General features: G+C 58.4%; 9 protein-coding genes and 1 pseudogene. All 10 read left to right on the forward strand.

The window, feature by feature from the left end:
* The first annotated feature begins 133 nt into the window (after positions 1–133).
* A complete protein-coding gene (locus tag LUU92_RS28390; RefSeq protein ID WP_222540659.1) occupies positions 134–2,074 on the forward strand; it encodes a type VI secretion system Vgr family protein in 1,941 nt (646 codons plus the stop codon).
* Positions 2,075–2,088: 14 nt separating this feature from the next.
* Entirely contained in the window at positions 2,089–2,523 is a 435-nt protein-coding gene (locus LUU92_RS28395; RefSeq protein WP_071488101.1) for a DcrB-related protein, read from the forward strand.
* Between the two features lie 12 nt (positions 2,524–2,535).
* On the forward strand, positions 2,536–6,963 hold the full coding sequence (locus LUU92_RS28400) for an RHS repeat-associated core domain-containing protein (protein ID WP_257102945.1): 4,428 nt from the start codon (positions 2,536–2,538) through the stop codon (positions 6,961–6,963).
* 2 nt (positions 6,964–6,965) lie between these two features.
* Positions 6,966–7,247: a hypothetical protein gene (locus LUU92_RS28405; protein ID WP_071488103.1), complete on the forward strand. Its 282-nt coding sequence runs from the start codon at positions 6,966–6,968 to the stop codon at positions 7,245–7,247.
* Positions 7,248–7,313: 66 nt separating this feature from the next.
* On the forward strand, positions 7,314–11,726 hold the full coding sequence (locus LUU92_RS28410) for an RHS repeat-associated core domain-containing protein (protein WP_257102946.1): 4,413 nt from the start codon (positions 7,314–7,316) through the stop codon (positions 11,724–11,726).
* An 11-nt stretch (positions 11,727–11,737) separates the two neighbouring features.
* A complete protein-coding gene (locus LUU92_RS28415) occupies positions 11,738–12,349 on the forward strand; it encodes a hypothetical protein (protein ID WP_222540663.1) in 612 nt (203 codons plus the stop codon).
* Positions 12,350–12,442: 93 nt separating this feature from the next.
* Positions 12,443–13,012 (forward strand): Imm26 family immunity protein, encoded by a 570-nt coding sequence (locus LUU92_RS28420; RefSeq protein ID WP_257102947.1) that lies wholly within the window; start codon positions 12,443–12,445, stop codon positions 13,010–13,012.
* A gap of 224 nt (positions 13,013–13,236) precedes the next feature.
* Positions 13,237–13,608 carry a hypothetical protein gene (locus tag LUU92_RS28425; RefSeq protein ID WP_257102948.1) on the forward strand — a complete coding sequence of 124 codons (372 nt, stop codon included), beginning with the start codon at positions 13,237–13,239 and terminating at the stop codon, positions 13,606–13,608.
* Between the two features lie 317 nt (positions 13,609–13,925).
* Positions 13,926–14,657 (forward strand): annotated as a pseudogene (locus LUU92_RS28430) (RHS repeat-associated core domain-containing protein); the annotation flags it as partial.
* A 22-nt stretch (positions 14,658–14,679) separates the two neighbouring features.
* A complete protein-coding gene (locus LUU92_RS28435) occupies positions 14,680–15,126 on the forward strand; it encodes a hypothetical protein (RefSeq protein WP_179028899.1) in 447 nt (148 codons plus the stop codon).

Below are 15,126 nucleotides of genomic sequence, written 5' to 3' on the forward strand. Positions count from 1 at the left end.
GTGGGAGGGGGCTTGCCCCCGATGGCGTCGGGTCAGCCAGAAATTTCTAACCTGATACACCGCTATCGGGGGCAAGCCCCCTCCCACACTTGATTCGGTTTCTTCAGTTATCAAGTCATTTACGGGTTAACCGATGCTATTCAACCAAGCCTCACGCCTGGCCAAAATCACCAGCCCCCTCGGGCCGGATGTACTGCTGCTCAATGAAATGGGCGGCGGCGAAGAGCTGGGGCGGCTGTTCAACTACGAGCTGCAACTGACGTCCCTGGATGCCAACATCGACCTCAACCAATTGCTCGGCAAACCCATGAGCGTGGGCCTGCAGTTGGCGGACGGCGGTGAACGGCACTTCCACGGCATCGTCGCACGGTGCAGCCAGAACATCGACCAGGGCCAGTTCGCCAGTTACCAGGTGACGCTGCGCCCGTGGCTGTGGTTGCTCAGCCGCACCTCCGATTGCCGGATTTTCCAGAACCTGAGCATCCCGCAGATCATCAAGCAGGTGTTCCGCGACCTGGGTTTTTCCGATTTCGAAGACGCCCTGAGCCGGCCGTACCGCGAGTGGGAATACTGCGTGCAGTACCGCGAGACCAGCTTCGATTTCGTCAGCCGCTTGATGGAGCAGGAAGGTATTTACTACTTCTTCCGCCATGAGCAGGACCGCCATGTGCTGGTGCTGGCCGACGCCTACGGCGCCCACACCACGGTGCCGGGCTACGCGTCAGTCCCGTATTACCCCAAGGACGAGCAGCAGCGCGAACGCGACCACATGCACAACTGGCACCTGGCGCAGGAGGTGCAGCCCGGTTCGCTGGAGCTCAACGACTACGACTTCCAGCGCCCCAGCGCCAGCATCGATGTGCGCTCGGCCATGCCACGCCCGCACACCGCCGGCGACTACCCGCTGTACGACTACCCCGGCACCTACGTGCAAAGCGAGGACGGCGAACACTACGCACGCACCCGTATCGAAGCCCTGCAGACCCTGCATGAGCAGATCGAATTCAGCGGCAACGCGCGGGGGTTGGGTTCGGGGCATTTGTTCAGCCTCACCGGCTTCAGCCGCCAGGACCAGAACCGCGAATACCTGATCATCGGCTGCCGCTACTACATCGTCCAGGAAAGCCTGGAAAGCGGCGGCGGTTCGGGCTCGGCACAGTTCGAAAGCAGCCTCACCTGCATTGACGCCCAACAGAGCTTCCGCCCGCTCGCCATCACCCACCGCCCTATCGTCAAAGGCCCGCAGACCGCGCTGGTGGTCGGCCCCAAGGGCGAGGAAATCTGGACCGACCAGTACGGCCGCGTCAAGGTGCACTTCTACTGGGACCGTCACGACCAATCCAACGAGAACAGCTCGTGCTGGATTCGCGTGTCGCAATCCTGGGCCGGCAAGAACTGGGGCTCGATGCAGATCCCACGGATCGGCCAGGAAGTGATTGTGAGCTTTCTGGAAGGTGATCCCGACCGACCGATCATCACCGGGCGGGTGTACAACGCCGAGCAGACCGTGCCTTACGACCTGCCGGAAAACGCCACCCAGAGCGGCATGAAAAGCCGTTCGAGCAAGGGCGGCACGCCGGCCAACTTCAATGAAATCCGCATGGAGGACAAGAAGGGGTTGGAGCAGCTGTATATCCATGCCGAGCGCAACCAGGACATCGTGGTCGAGGTGGATGAGAGCCATTCGGTGGGGCATGACCGCAACAAGAGCATCGGGCACAACGAGACGGTGACCATCGGCAACAACCGCCTGCGCATCGTCAAGCAGGAAGACATCCTCTCGGTGGGCCAGCGCAAGACCGACAGCATCAGCCAGAGCTACGTCATCGAAGTAGGCGAAAACCTGCGCCTGGTCTGCGGTGAAAGCATCCTGGAGTTGAACGCCAGCGGGCAGATCAACCTCACCGGCGTGCAGATCAGCTTCTATGCCAGCGGCGACGCCGAGTTCAACACCGGTGGCGTGCTGCACCTGAACAACGGTGGCGGCCCCGGCGCCACACCCGATGGCCAAGGCCAGAAAGCCGCCATCGACGCCAATATCAAAGCCGCGTTCCCCGCGCCGAAAAGCTCCTGACGAGACCTGTTCTCATGACGTATCGAATCAACGAATTCCAGTTTCAACTGCCCGCCAGCGAGTTGCAGGACGCGACGATCAATATCCTCAAGTTCCCTGAATTGGGCACCTCCCTGATCGTCAGCCGCAGCCTGCTCGCCGAGGGTGAAACCCTGCACAGCAACTTCAATGACCAGCTCCAGCGCCTGGAAAAACAGGTGCAGGATTTACGCTATCAACCCGGTGTCGACGTGCGTTTGGGCGCAGCCCAAGAGGTCGAAGGCATCGAGCTGCGCAGCCAGTTCAACAAGGGCAACGACAAGGTGTTCCAGTACCAGTTGGCGCTGGTGTTGCCGGGTACGCGCAAGATGCTCGCCTTGAGTTATGTGAAGGCGGACAAGCTCGGGGATGCCGAGGCCGCGCATTGGTCGACGATCAAGGGCTCGCTCGTGTTCGACGTCCCCCAGTGAAGCGGCCTTTGCATGTCTGACGCACTGCTCTGGGCTGCGCGCCTGGGCGATGGGCTGTCCCACACCTCTGTCATGGCCGACATCCTCGGCGGCGTACTGGAGGTGGCGGCCAATGTGGCGATTACTGCATTGGCGACCGCTGCGGTGGTGGCGGCTACCGGCATTACCGTCGCGACCGGTGGACTGGGGGCCTGCGTGCTGGGCGCGGTCGTCGGCGTCATCGTCGGCATCGCCATGAGCAAGACCGGGGCCGACAAGGGGTTGAGCGCCATGTGCGAAGGAATCGGCAACGCGCTGTTCCCTCCCTCGGTCATGGCCACGATCCTCAGCGGGTCCACCGACACACTGATCAACGCCTTGCCCGCTGCGCGCGCGGCCGGCGTCGTGCCCTCCCACGTCGCACCTGCGGGCACCGAATCCGAGCCGTCGCCAGCACCGGAACACAGCGAAGAGCCCGGCTACCTGGACATGGCCAAAGGATTCTTTGCGCAAATGTGGCGCCCCACCGTCGCCACGCCAGCGCCAGGTGCAGTGCCTAAACCGCTGGACGTGGTGACCTGCACAAAGCACCCCCCGATGCCGCCGCAGTTTCTGGCCGAAGGCTCGGAAAAGGTCACGGTCAACGGTCAACCGGCGGTACGCAGCGGTGACCGCAGCACCTGCGATGCCACCGTGGTGTCGTCGGGGCTGATTTCGCCCAATGTGACTATCGGCGGCGGCTCAGTCGTGGTGCGCGAGATCCGTAGCGGCAAGACGCCGGGGGTTGGCCTGGCCGTCACCGCGCTGATGATGCTCAAGGGGGGTAAAGGCAAGTTCCTCAGCAACCTTCCCTGCATGCTGCTGGCAGGCGTCAATTCGTTTGTGGTCAGTCAGGCCATGGGCGCACTGGCCAACGCCGCCATGGGCTCTTCCAACCCGGTGCACGCGAGCACGGGGGCCAAGGTGCTGGGCGGCCCCGAGGAGCTGGATTTCGCCTTGCCCGGGATCATGCCCATCGACTGGCAGCGTTTCTACAACAGCCGAGATGAACGCCGCGATGGCTTGTTTGGTGCCGGCTGGAGTGTGCCCTATGAAGTCAGCGTGCAGCTGCTGCCTCACCTTGAAGGGGGCGAGTACGCGCTGTACATCGACGAGCAGGGTCGACGTATCGACATGGGTTCGATCCCTTTGGGCGGTGCCGTTTTCAGCGCTGGCGAAGGCCTCAGCGTCAAGCGTCACTTGAACGGCCAGTGGCTGATCGAAAGCGCAGACGGCTTGTACCGGCTATTCGAGCCGGCGCCACAGGACGCATCGTTGCTACGCCTGAGCCAACTGGGAGATCGCAACGACAACCGAATCCACCTCGACTATGACGACGATGGTCGCCTGCTGGGCCTGCGTGACACCTTTGACCTGGTCAGGGTCGAGCTGACCTACGACAGCACTTGGCCCCAGCGCGTCAGCCGGATCGAACGGCTGTATCCCGACCACCACCGTGAAGTACTGATGCATTACGCCTACGACGTCCGTGGCGACCTGGCCGCTGTACGCCAATCCGACGGGCACGTGAAGCGCCGCTTTGCCTATGATGCCGGGCAGCGCATGGTCGAGCATCAATTGCCCAGCGGCCTGCGTTGCTTCTATCAGTGGGCCAGGGTTGATGACCGTGAATGGCGTGTTGTCCGGCATTGGACGGAGGCCGGGGACACCTACACATTCGACTATGCGCTGGACACCGGCATCACCCGTGTCACGGACGGGCTGGCGCGTGTCAGCATTCGACACTGGGATGAGCGACACCAGATCATCGCGTCCACCGATGCACTGGGGCGAACCTGGGCCTTCCGGTGGAATGATGAAAGCCAACTGCTGGGCGCAACCGACCCTCTCGGTGGGCATTATCAGTTCAGCTACGACGATGCCGGCAACCTGACTGAGACCCTCGACCCCCTGGGGCGCAGTGAATCGACCTTGTGGCTGGAGCACTGGGCGCTGCCATTGGCGGAGACCGATGCCGCTGGCAATACCTGGCAGTACCATTACGACTCGCGGGGCAACTGCATTCGCGAAACCGACCCGCTGGGCAACCGCACGGTCTATCACTATGACGGACACGGCCAAGTCAGGGAGATCATCGACGCCATCGGCAAGCGCAAGACCTTGCGCTGGTCCCCACTGGGTCAATTGACCGAGCACACCGACTGTACGGGCCTGACCACCCGTTTGAGCTACTGCAAGCGAGGCTTGCTGCTGGCCAGTACCGACGCGCTCGGGGAACGCACCACCTTCAAGTATGACGACCAGGGCCGCCTGATCAGCAAGCAGTTGCCCGATGGGCGCAACGAGCATTATCAGCGTGACGCCAGCGGCCAGTTGATCGGCTACAGCGACCCTGCCGGCCACACCACGCGCTTTGAGCATGCGTCGAACGGCCAGTTGCGCCAACGCATCGACGCCCATGGCCGCCGTGTGGAGTTGAGCCACGACGCCTATGGCCGCCCGCACAGCCTGACCAACGAAAATGGCGAGCGCTACCGATTCGACTGGGACGACGGTGATCGCCTGACCCTCGAACAGCGCCTGGACGGCTGCCGGAAACGGTACACGTACGACCCGCTGGACAATGTCACACAGGTAGAAACCCTCGCATCGTCCGACACCGAGCCCGCCATCATTCATGATCTGGAGCGGGACGCAGCTGGCCGGCTGATCGCCAAGCGCACCGTGGATGGCTGCACGACGTACCGCTACGATCAGCTCGACCAAGTCACAGCCATCACCTTTACAGGCCACGACGGCGAGCAGCAAACCCTGGGCTTCGGTTATGACGCCCTCGGCCAGCTGACCCTTGAACAAAGCGCCGCCGGTTGCCTGGAGCATCTCTACGACGAATTGGGCAACCTGGCCCAGACCCGCCTTCCCGACGGCCGCTGGCTCAACCGCCTGCGCTACGGTAGCGGGCACTTGCATCAGGTCAACCTGGATGGGCAGGTCATCAGTGACTTCGAGCGCGACCGTCTGCATCGCGAAGTGCTGCGCACCCAGGGCCGCATCAGCACGCGTTGCGAATATGACCGCAGTGGACGTCTGCGCGCCCGCCAGCGCCGCCAACCGGACCATTCACTGTTACATCCACCGGCGCAGACACGCCTGGGCTATGACGACAGCGACCAACTGGTCGAACGCTACGACAGCCAGCCCGGCGCGGCACACCGCCAATTACTGCATTACGACGCCACCGGCCGCATTCTGGCTAGCCAGGACAACCTCCTGGGCCAGCGGGAAGCCTTCCGCTACGACCCGGCGGCCAACCTGCTGGATGGCTCAGGACAGGTCGCCCACAACCGATTGCTGACCTACCAGGACAAACATTACCGCTATGACGGTTTTGGCCGGATGGTTGAAAAGCGCAGCCTTCGGCGCGGCACCCAGCGCTTCAGCTACGACGCGGAGCAACGGCTGGCACAGGTGCATAACGATGACGGCTCCCGGGTCGTCATGACCTATGACCCGCTGGGCCGGCGCACCGCCAAGACCACCTACGACCGCAACGGTGTGCAGCGCAGCCAGACACGTTTCACTTGGGACGCGTTGCAACTCGTGCAGGAGCACTGCAATCAGCAGACCAGCCTCTATATCTATGCCGACGAGGGCTACGAACCACTGGCCCGTGTCGATGGCACGGGTCACCTGCAAAAAATCCGCTACTACCACAACGACCTCAACGGATTGCCCGAACGCCTCACCGAGAGCGACGGCCATACGGTGTGGCAAGCGCGCTATGAAGTCTGGGGCAATACCGTCGAGGAAAACCGAGAACCCTACTTCATCGAAGAACAGAACCTGCGTTTCCAGGGCCAGTATCTGGACCGGGAAACGGGGCTGCACTACAACACTCTGCGCTTTTATGACCCGGATATCGGGCGCTTCACCACACCCGACCCCATCGGTCTGGCCGGCGGCCTGAATCTCTACCAATATGCGCCCAACCCGCTGAGCTGGATTGACCCGTTGGGCCTGATGAAATGCTCCAGCCCACCCAAGGGGCGCAAGGTCAGTCGCACCGTGTATCGGTTCGAGGAACCGGGGCGCATCGGGACCACTTGGCAGGCACACAAGTGGAATGTGGAGTCCACCCACCGCTACACCACCAAAGGCGTCGGCGGGGTGTATGGCGCGAACTCACGGAAAACCGCGCTGGGCGAGGTCACGCACTGGAAGGTCGACCTGTCCAAACGGGTGTTGGTCAGCAAGAAGGTGCAGCTCAATAATGTCCTGGATCTGACCCGCGCCGATGTGCGCAAGCAGCTAGGGGTCAGCCTTAAAAGCATCACCGGCTCGAAGTACACCGAGACCCATCAGATCGGCAATTGGGCCAAGGCCAACGGCTATGATGGAATCCTGGCACCATCGGCACGCAACCCGACCGGCAGCAACTTGATCTCCTTTGCAGGTTTTTGAACATGGAACGACTGGAAAACGAATACCCGGGTGACGCGGACTGGCAGAGCACAGTGGCCTTGTATGAAGAAGACTACCTTGACGACGATGCGCGTGAAATGGCCAAGGCCTTGGGCGGCCATCTCGACCTGGCAGTGATACTGCGTGGAAAACGAGGCCTTGAAGAGGGGTTGTGGTGGATCGGGCAAAAGGTTCCGGCACTCGACAACCTCACCCCGCTGGAGTGCCTGGAAAGTCCCACGCTGATAAAACGCTTGAAGACAGCACTGATGCGCATGCCATAACACTCAAGGACACGGCGACTATGGACAGTTGTGCGTTCAATTCAATCAGACACAGGAGTGCAGTCCTTGTCTGATGCACTCTGGGCCGCCCGCATGGGCGATGCGCTCTCCCACACGTCGATGATGGCGGACATCCTTGGTGGGGTGCTGGAAGTGGCGGCCAATATCGCGATCACGGCGGTGGCGACGGCGGCTGTCGTCGCCGCCACCGGGATTACCGTCGCCACCGGTGGGCTTGGCTGTTTCCTGCTGGGAGCGGTGGTGGGCACGATTGTCGGCCTGGCCATGAGCAAGACCGGGGCCGACAAAGGCCTGACGAATTTATGCGATACGTTCGCCAACGCGCTGTTTCCACCCACGGTGCAGGCCAATATTCTTACCGGTTCCACCGATACCCTGACCAACAACATCCCCGCTGCACGCGCCGCAGGGGCGATCAGCTCCCATGTCGCACCGGCCGGTACCGAGCTGGAAGCGCCCGAGCCGGAGCCCGAAGCCAGCTACCTGGACATGGCCGAAAGTTTCTTCTCGCAGATGTGGCGCCCTACCGTCGCCACCCCCGCGCCTGGGGCCGAGCCCAAGCCGCTGGACCTGGTCACCTGCATGAAGCACCCGCCGATGCCGCCGCAGTTTCTGGCCGAGGGATCGGACAAAGTCACCATCAACGGCCAACCGGCGGTGCGCAGTGGTGATCGCAGTACCTGTGATGCGACAGTGGTGTCGTCGGGGTTGATTTCTTCCAACGTAACCATTGGCGGCGGCTCGGTGGTGGTGCGTGAGATCCGCAGCGGCAAGACCCCGGGCGTGGGGCTGGCGGTCACGGCGTTGTTGATGCTCAAGGGCGGCAAGGGCAAGTTCTTCAGCAAACTGCCGTGCATGTTGATCGGCGGCGCTACGTCGATGGCGGTCAGCAGCGCGATGGGGGCCGTGGCGAACGCAGCGATGGGCTCTTCGAATCCGGTGCATGCGGCCACCGGCGCGAAGGTGCTGGGCGGCGATGATGAGCTGGATTTCGTCCTGCCCGGCATCCTGCCGATTGATTGGCAACGCTTCTACAACAGCCGCGACGCACGCACGGGCAGTCTTTTCGGCGCAGGCTGGAGCGTGCCGTATGAAGTGTGCGTCGACATCCAGCATCACCCCGATGGCGGCGAAACGCTGGTCTACACCGATGAACAAGGCCGCCCCATCGACATGGGCTCGATTCCCTTGGGCGGCGCCGTGTTCAGCGCGGGTGAAGGGCTGGCCGTGCGGCGACATCTCAATGGGCAGTTGCTGATCGAAAGCGATGACGGGTTGTATCGCTTGTTTGAACCCTCTGCCAACCCGTCGTTGCTGCGCCTTAGCCAGCTCGGCGACCGCAATGACAACCGCATCCATGTCGACTACGACGCCGCCGGGCAACTGGTGCGCCTGCGCGATACCTTCGATCTGGTGCAGGTTGAGTTGATCCGTGATCAGGGCCAGTTGGCGCGCATCGAACGCCTGTACCCCGATCAGCGCCGCGAAGTGCTCGTCAGCTATGGCTTCGATGCGCAGGGCAACCTGGCTGAAGTGCGCGATACCACTGGCCAGGTCCAGCGGCGTTTCGCCTACGACAGTGGCCAGCGGATGGTGGAGCATCAACTGCCAACCGGATTGCGCTGCTTCTATGAGTGGGCCTTGGTTGAAGACCTGGAATGGCGCGTGGTGCGGCACTGGACCGACGAAGGCGACGCCTACCAGTTCGACTATGACTTGCAGGCCGGTATCACGCGAATTACCGATGGCCTGCAACGCGTCAGTACCCGGCATTGGAACACTCAACACCAGATCATTCGATACAGCGACAATCTCGGCCACACCTGGCTGTTCGAATGGAACGACGAGCGCCAGTTGCTCAGTGCCACTGATCCGCTGGGCGGGCGCTTTGAATACAGCTACGACGAGGCCGGCAACCTGATCGGCGAAACCGACCCGCTAGGGCGCAGCGATTCGACCTTGTGGCTTGAGCACTGGGCCCTGCCACTGGTGGAGACCGACGCCGCCGACAATAGCTGGGCGTATCGCTACGATCGGCGCGGCAACTGCATCGCCGAAACCGATCCACTGGGCTACGTCACCCGCTACCGCTATGACGACCACGGTCAGGTCGTGGAAATCATCGATGCCACCGGCAAAAGCAAAAAGCTGCGCTGGAATCCGTTCGGGCAACTGGTCGAGCATATCGACTGCTCGGGTTACCCAACTCGTTTCAGCTATGACGAGCGCGGCTATCTGCAGGTCATCACCGATGCTCTCGGCGAACGCACTCAATTCAGCTATGACGCCCAGGGGCGCTTGCTCACCACCCAATTGCCAGACGGTCGTATCGAGCAGTACCAGCGCGATACGAGCGGGCAACTGGTGGGTTACACCGACCCGGCCGGACATACCACGTTGTACCAGCACAACCGTCGCGGGCAGGTACGCCAGCGCATCGATGCCCATGGCCGGCAAGTGCAGTTCGGCTATGACAGCTATGGGCGGTTGCAGGCACTGATCAATGAGAACGGCGAGCGATATCGTTTCGCGTGGGACGCTGGCGATCGGCTGGTTGAGCAGCAAGACCTCGATGGCAGCGCCAAGCGCTACGATTACGACGCGTTGGATAATGTCACGACGCTGACGGCCGTTCCAGCGCCTTACGGCAATGGGCTGGCGTTGGTGCCCGACATACCACCCGCGCCTATCGTGCATCGACTCGAACGTGATGCGGTCGGCCGGTTGGTGGCCAAAACCACGGACGATGGCCGCACCGAGTACCGCTACGACGAGCTCGACCAACTCACTGCTGTCACCTTCACCGACCTGCAAGGCAACGCCCAGGCCCTGGGCTTCGCCTACGACGCCCTCGGCCAGTTGGTGACCGAACAAAGCTCGGCAGGCGGCCTGCACCACCACTACGACGAGCTCGGCAACCTGATCCAGACCCAACTGCCGGACGGCCGCTGGCTCAATCGCCTGTACTACGGCAGCGGCCACCTGCACCAGATCAACCTCGATGGCCAGGTCATCAGCGACTTCGAACGCGACCGCCTGCACCGCGAAGTGCTGCGCACCCAGGGCCAGCTCAGCACCCGCAGCGAATACGACCGCAGCGGCCGCCTGCGTTCGCGCCAACGCCGTCACGCCAGTCAGTCAACCTTGCTGCCCGCGGCTGCGCAAAAACAGTTCGAATACGACCCCGCCGACAACCTGATCGGCAAACTCGACCAGCAGCCCGCCACGCAACACCGCCAACTGCTGCACTACGACGCCACCGGCCGCATCATCGCCAGCCAGGACAGCCTGCACGGCCAGCGCGAAACCTTCGCCTACGACGCCGCCGCCAACCTGCTGGACGGCCCGCAGGCTGGCGCGGGGTGGGTGGTGCATAACAAGCTGCTGACCTATCAGGACAAGCGTTATCGCTATGACGCGTTTGGCCGCACGATTGAAAAACGCAGCGCCAAACGGGGCGTGCAGCGGTTTGCCTACGATGCTGAAAGCCGTTTGGTTGAAGTGCGTAACGATGACGGCAGCGTCGTGCGAATGACCTACGACCCGCTGGGCCGACGCATCGAAAAAACCGAGCATGGCCGTGACGGGTATCCGCTGGGAGAAACGCAGTTTGTGTGGGATGGACTGCGGTTGTTGCAGGAGCATAAACACAGCCAGACCAGCCTTTATGTTTACGACGATGACGGCTATGAACCGCTGGCCCGCGTCGACGGCCTTGGCCCGTTGCAGAAGATTCGCTACTACCACAACGATCTGAATGGCTTGCCGGAACAACTGACCGAGGCCGATGGGCACAACGTCTGGCAGGCGACTTATCGGGTGTGGGGCAACACACTGGAAGAGGTGCGCGAGCCTTATTACATCGAGGAGCAGAACCTGCGGTTCCAGGGGCAGTACCTGGATCGGGAGACGGGGCTGCATTTCAATACGTTCAGGTTTTATGATCCGGATGTGGGGCGGTTTACGACGCCGGATCCGATTGGGTTGGCGGGGGGCATCAATCTTTATTTGTATGCCGCCAATCCATATGGATGGGTTGACCCACTGGGCTGGAGCTGTACGTCATCCATAAACCGACGCATTGGACGCCTGAAAAAACAGGGATACCAGGACCACCACATACTGAGCGACAAGCATGCCAGTACTAAAAATCACCCTCTGCTTAAATTGGCAGGATTCGATTTGCAAAGTCGGCAAAATAAAATATTCCTGCCCAACAAGACTCGGGCGATGACTGACGGACGTCGGTCTATTCACCAAGGACGCCATGCAGCTAGGGTCAATCAAAACCTTGGGAGCAAAATGGATCGAGTACAAAAGGTTGGCAAACGTGAAAACTGGGATCAGGCCCAATACCGCAAAGCCCTAGATAAAATCGTGTCCGATGAGCGAAGATTACTCCGCTCTGGCGAGAGACAATTGAATAAAAATGCGCGCCCAGGCGCACATTATAATTAGGATATCTAGAAATGATCTTAAGCTGGAAAGCGCCTATCTATCACAGCGAAACATTGCTGGGCTCATACGATGCCGAGATCGGTTCGTATGAGACTGCGGGATCGAACTTTGATTATTTATCGCTACTGTCAGGCGAGCCTTATCCTGCCGACATGGATAGACCAAAAATATTTTTCCCATGCCAAAAGAAAAAGCTATTGGCGTATGACTGCTTATGGTTGTTGGGTGACATACCGTTGGTGAGCGAGAGGTTGGCAGATTTCCTCATGCAGAAAGCCAACCATCATATTCAGCTCTTGAAACCCGCTAGTATTGCTGCAAACGGAGAGGCCGTGGATGACGGCTATTACATCGTCAATGCTGCCCAAGCGATTAGCGCTGTTGATCACAGCAAGTCGGTACCGGAGCTCTCTGACAGTGGCTCAATACTGTACTTCAATGAAATTTGGCTTCATGATACCGCCGCAGGAATGGATGGGATTGCCCGTGAGCGTGATTCTGGCGACCTTTTGATTTCCCAAGATTTGGCTGATGCCATGATAGAAAATCGGTTCAAAGGTGACAAAGGGCTAGGCTTCTACATCGCTAATCAATCATTTACCCCCTATAAAAATCAGGCATAAAGTTAACAATAAAGGGGACGGATCTATTTAATCCGGATAGGGACTACAAATAAATCTGACCCCTTAGGTCTTGTACCTAAAAGAGGCTGCTGTATGAAAACCCTCAAGGCACCCAAACCGGGTGATCTTTTCTACATCCCAGCCCTCAACGCTTCAGATGAGCCTGGCTTTGTGATTGCACGCTATATCGAGCTGATTCCTCCTGCGCTGGGACATTTGATTGAGGTTTTTGAGAAATTATATACACAAATCCCTACCTCGATCAGCGAGGTGGACACCTCAAAACGTTTGTTTCGACCGATTTTCTGCAGCATGCGTTTTTCAGATATCCCTCGCTGGAAGATTCTTTTCAGTGACCCGGACTACACGAAATCGACCTCTGATTATGACAGAATTCAATTCGCGTTTGAGTCAGAATTCAGGACTGGAGGCGTAAGCACGCCCGCATCTGAGGAACAGTTGGTAAATATTGAACCCTCAATTTGCTGGCGTATGCATCACATTATTTTCAGAGTAATTGCTCATCTGCGTGGGGCGCTAACGGAGGATGAGGCCATGGACTATGAGCACTTACCCGACGACTTACGCATTGATAGCGTTACCGCTTCAGAGCGCGTAAACAAGGCAGTCCTGCATACGCAAGAATTGTTTGATTCCAAATAAAAATAGATTGCCTACTCAACGATAAAGGCGATGGTGATAAAGCGATAAGGGGACGGATCTATTTAATCCAGATAGGAACCATGAATAAATCTGCCCCCTTTATCGGTTGTCGGAACGAAAGGATCGTTCAAAGTTGATACTAAAGGAAAGCTGGAGGTACCGTTAGGTGAAAAAGGCGCACAGCACAACGCAACCTTCAATCTTCTGATCTACAAGTGAATAACATGAGCCTAGAAATTCGTAAAAACATGGAAGTTGAACTATTGGAAGCGTTGAAGCAAATAACGCTTCCCAACGTCGACCTGAAGGTAAGCAAAAACAAGCTTTGCCTGCTTGTAGCAAAGAAAAAACTTGCAGACATCTACATCCAGCACTTGACCAAAGCCGATGGTTACTACGCTGGAATGGAAATATATACCTGTGAGGCATCTAGCTTTTGTATAGATCAATCCCCGCCGTATCAGAGTCGGCTGTTGAACGCATCATTTTTTTCGAAGACTTCCTTATCAGAAGAGACTAAACAGTTTGGCGACGAGATGGGCGGTATCATTAGAACGCCGTCGCCGCAAGAAATAAGCCAGACTGTAAAAAAATAACCGACCGTTTGAAGGCTTTTTACCTCCCAAAGGCAGAGAATTGCATCCTTGGCAAACGAGCACTAATTGAGGACGTATTGGCTGAGCCTGATAACTATGCATTCCCATTTCTCACCATCCTCTTTGCTGCCTACAAAAATAATCTGAGCCTGGATTCGGACGCACTAAAAAAAGCGCTCGCAACTAAATCCATTTTTGGAAACAAGCAGTTCGACCTGGCGTTAGCGAATAAAATTCTGAGTTAAAAATACAAATATTCCTCGCAGAGAAAAGGAAGTTCTTATTTAGTGCTAAAAATTTAAATTTTACGACGATGAGGCTATGAACCGCTGGCCCGCATCGACGGCCTTGGCCCGCTACAGAAGATTCGCTACTACCACAACGATCTGAATGGCTTGCCGGAACAACTGACCGAGGCCGATGGGCACAGCGTCTGGCAGGCGACTTATCGGGTGTGGGGCAACACGCTGGAGGAAGTGCGCGAGCCTTATTACATTGAAGAGCAGAATCTGCGGTTCCAGGGGCAGTATCTGGACCGGGAGACGGGGCTGCATTTCAATACGTTCAGGTTTTATGATCCGGATGTGGGGCGGTTTACGACGCCGGATCCGATTGGGTTGGCGGGGGGCATCAACCTCTATCAATATGCACCGAATCCGTTGGGCTGGACCGACCCCTGGGGCTGGAAATGTTGGGGCACCGCAAGGAAAGGTATCTGGAAAGACGCTGCGGCCAAGGCACCACCTGGCAAATATTCTCCTAGAAACCTGGCGCGGATGTCGGAAGGTAAAGCACCTAGAATGAGGGTTGAAGTTCGTTATCGTGACAGTGCTAGGAACAGACGACTCGGCCGTGTCGGCAAGACCAAAGTGATCGATGTTCCGATGGAGCTGAATCATCAGTACATTCCTCAACGAGCTCGATCAAACGTTGCTCACGAGGAGTGGAACCTGACCAAAGCGACACCTTGGGGGCATGAGTCTATGGATAAGTATCGCCATACCGGTTGGGACTTGGTGAGAGTAGTGAAAACCACAGGGCAATGGTAAGGCACGCTTTAAAGGAGCAGACATGAGTGAGTTGACTGATTTTCACGTTTTCTGGGGCGCGGCTATGGCTGTTGCTGAAAAGAAGTCCGCTTCGATGGAGGCTGAAGGGGCCGAGGATTTCGCCCGATGCCTTTACGATGAATACGTTGAGCAAGGCGCGCCAAAAAACAAAAAGAAATGGCTAACTGAACGATTGGAAAATGAATTTCTCTGTTTAAAGGAGAGCCCCGTATGGGTGGGGGAGCCGGCTTGGTTGTACCATCAGGGTCAACCTATGGTTTTTTTACGTCAGTTTTCAGTTTCACCTTCAGCACAGCACATCAAAGAAAAAATCTCTCTTGGCGACACCATTTACGTATTTGGCGCAAAACACCTTATCAAAAGGCCGGCTGGAGATATTTGGACTGATATATATCGCACTGCAGTTCAAACGTTTGAAGGCGAAACCGCAGTGGAAATTCTGGCGTAG

It is taken from the genome of Pseudomonas extremorientalis, from assembly GCF_024584605.1.
GTDB classification, from domain to species: domain Bacteria; phylum Pseudomonadota; class Gammaproteobacteria; order Pseudomonadales; family Pseudomonadaceae; genus Aquipseudomonas; species Aquipseudomonas extremorientalis.

What these genes read in the sequence shown, in the direction of transcription:
- LUU92_RS28435 (WP_179028899.1), top strand. Translation starts at nt 14,680, where the DNA reads ATGAGTGAGTTGACTGATTTTCACGTTTTCTGGGGCGCGGCTATGGCT.
- LUU92_RS28415 (WP_222540663.1), top strand. Translation starts at nt 11,738, where the DNA reads ATGATCTTAAGCTGGAAAGCGCCTATCTATCACAGCGAAACATTGCTG.
- LUU92_RS28425 (WP_257102948.1), top strand. Translation starts at nt 13,237, where the DNA reads ATGAGCCTAGAAATTCGTAAAAACATGGAAGTTGAACTATTGGAAGCG.
- LUU92_RS28395 (WP_071488101.1), top strand. Translation starts at nt 2,089, where the DNA reads ATGACGTATCGAATCAACGAATTCCAGTTTCAACTGCCCGCCAGCGAG.
- LUU92_RS28390 (WP_222540659.1), top strand. Translation starts at nt 134, where the DNA reads ATGCTATTCAACCAAGCCTCACGCCTGGCCAAAATCACCAGCCCCCTC.
- LUU92_RS28400 (WP_257102945.1), top strand. Translation starts at nt 2,536, where the DNA reads ATGTCTGACGCACTGCTCTGGGCTGCGCGCCTGGGCGATGGGCTGTCC.
- LUU92_RS28420 (WP_257102947.1), top strand. Translation starts at nt 12,443, where the DNA reads ATGAAAACCCTCAAGGCACCCAAACCGGGTGATCTTTTCTACATCCCA.
- LUU92_RS28405 (WP_071488103.1), top strand. Translation starts at nt 6,966, where the DNA reads ATGGAACGACTGGAAAACGAATACCCGGGTGACGCGGACTGGCAGAGC.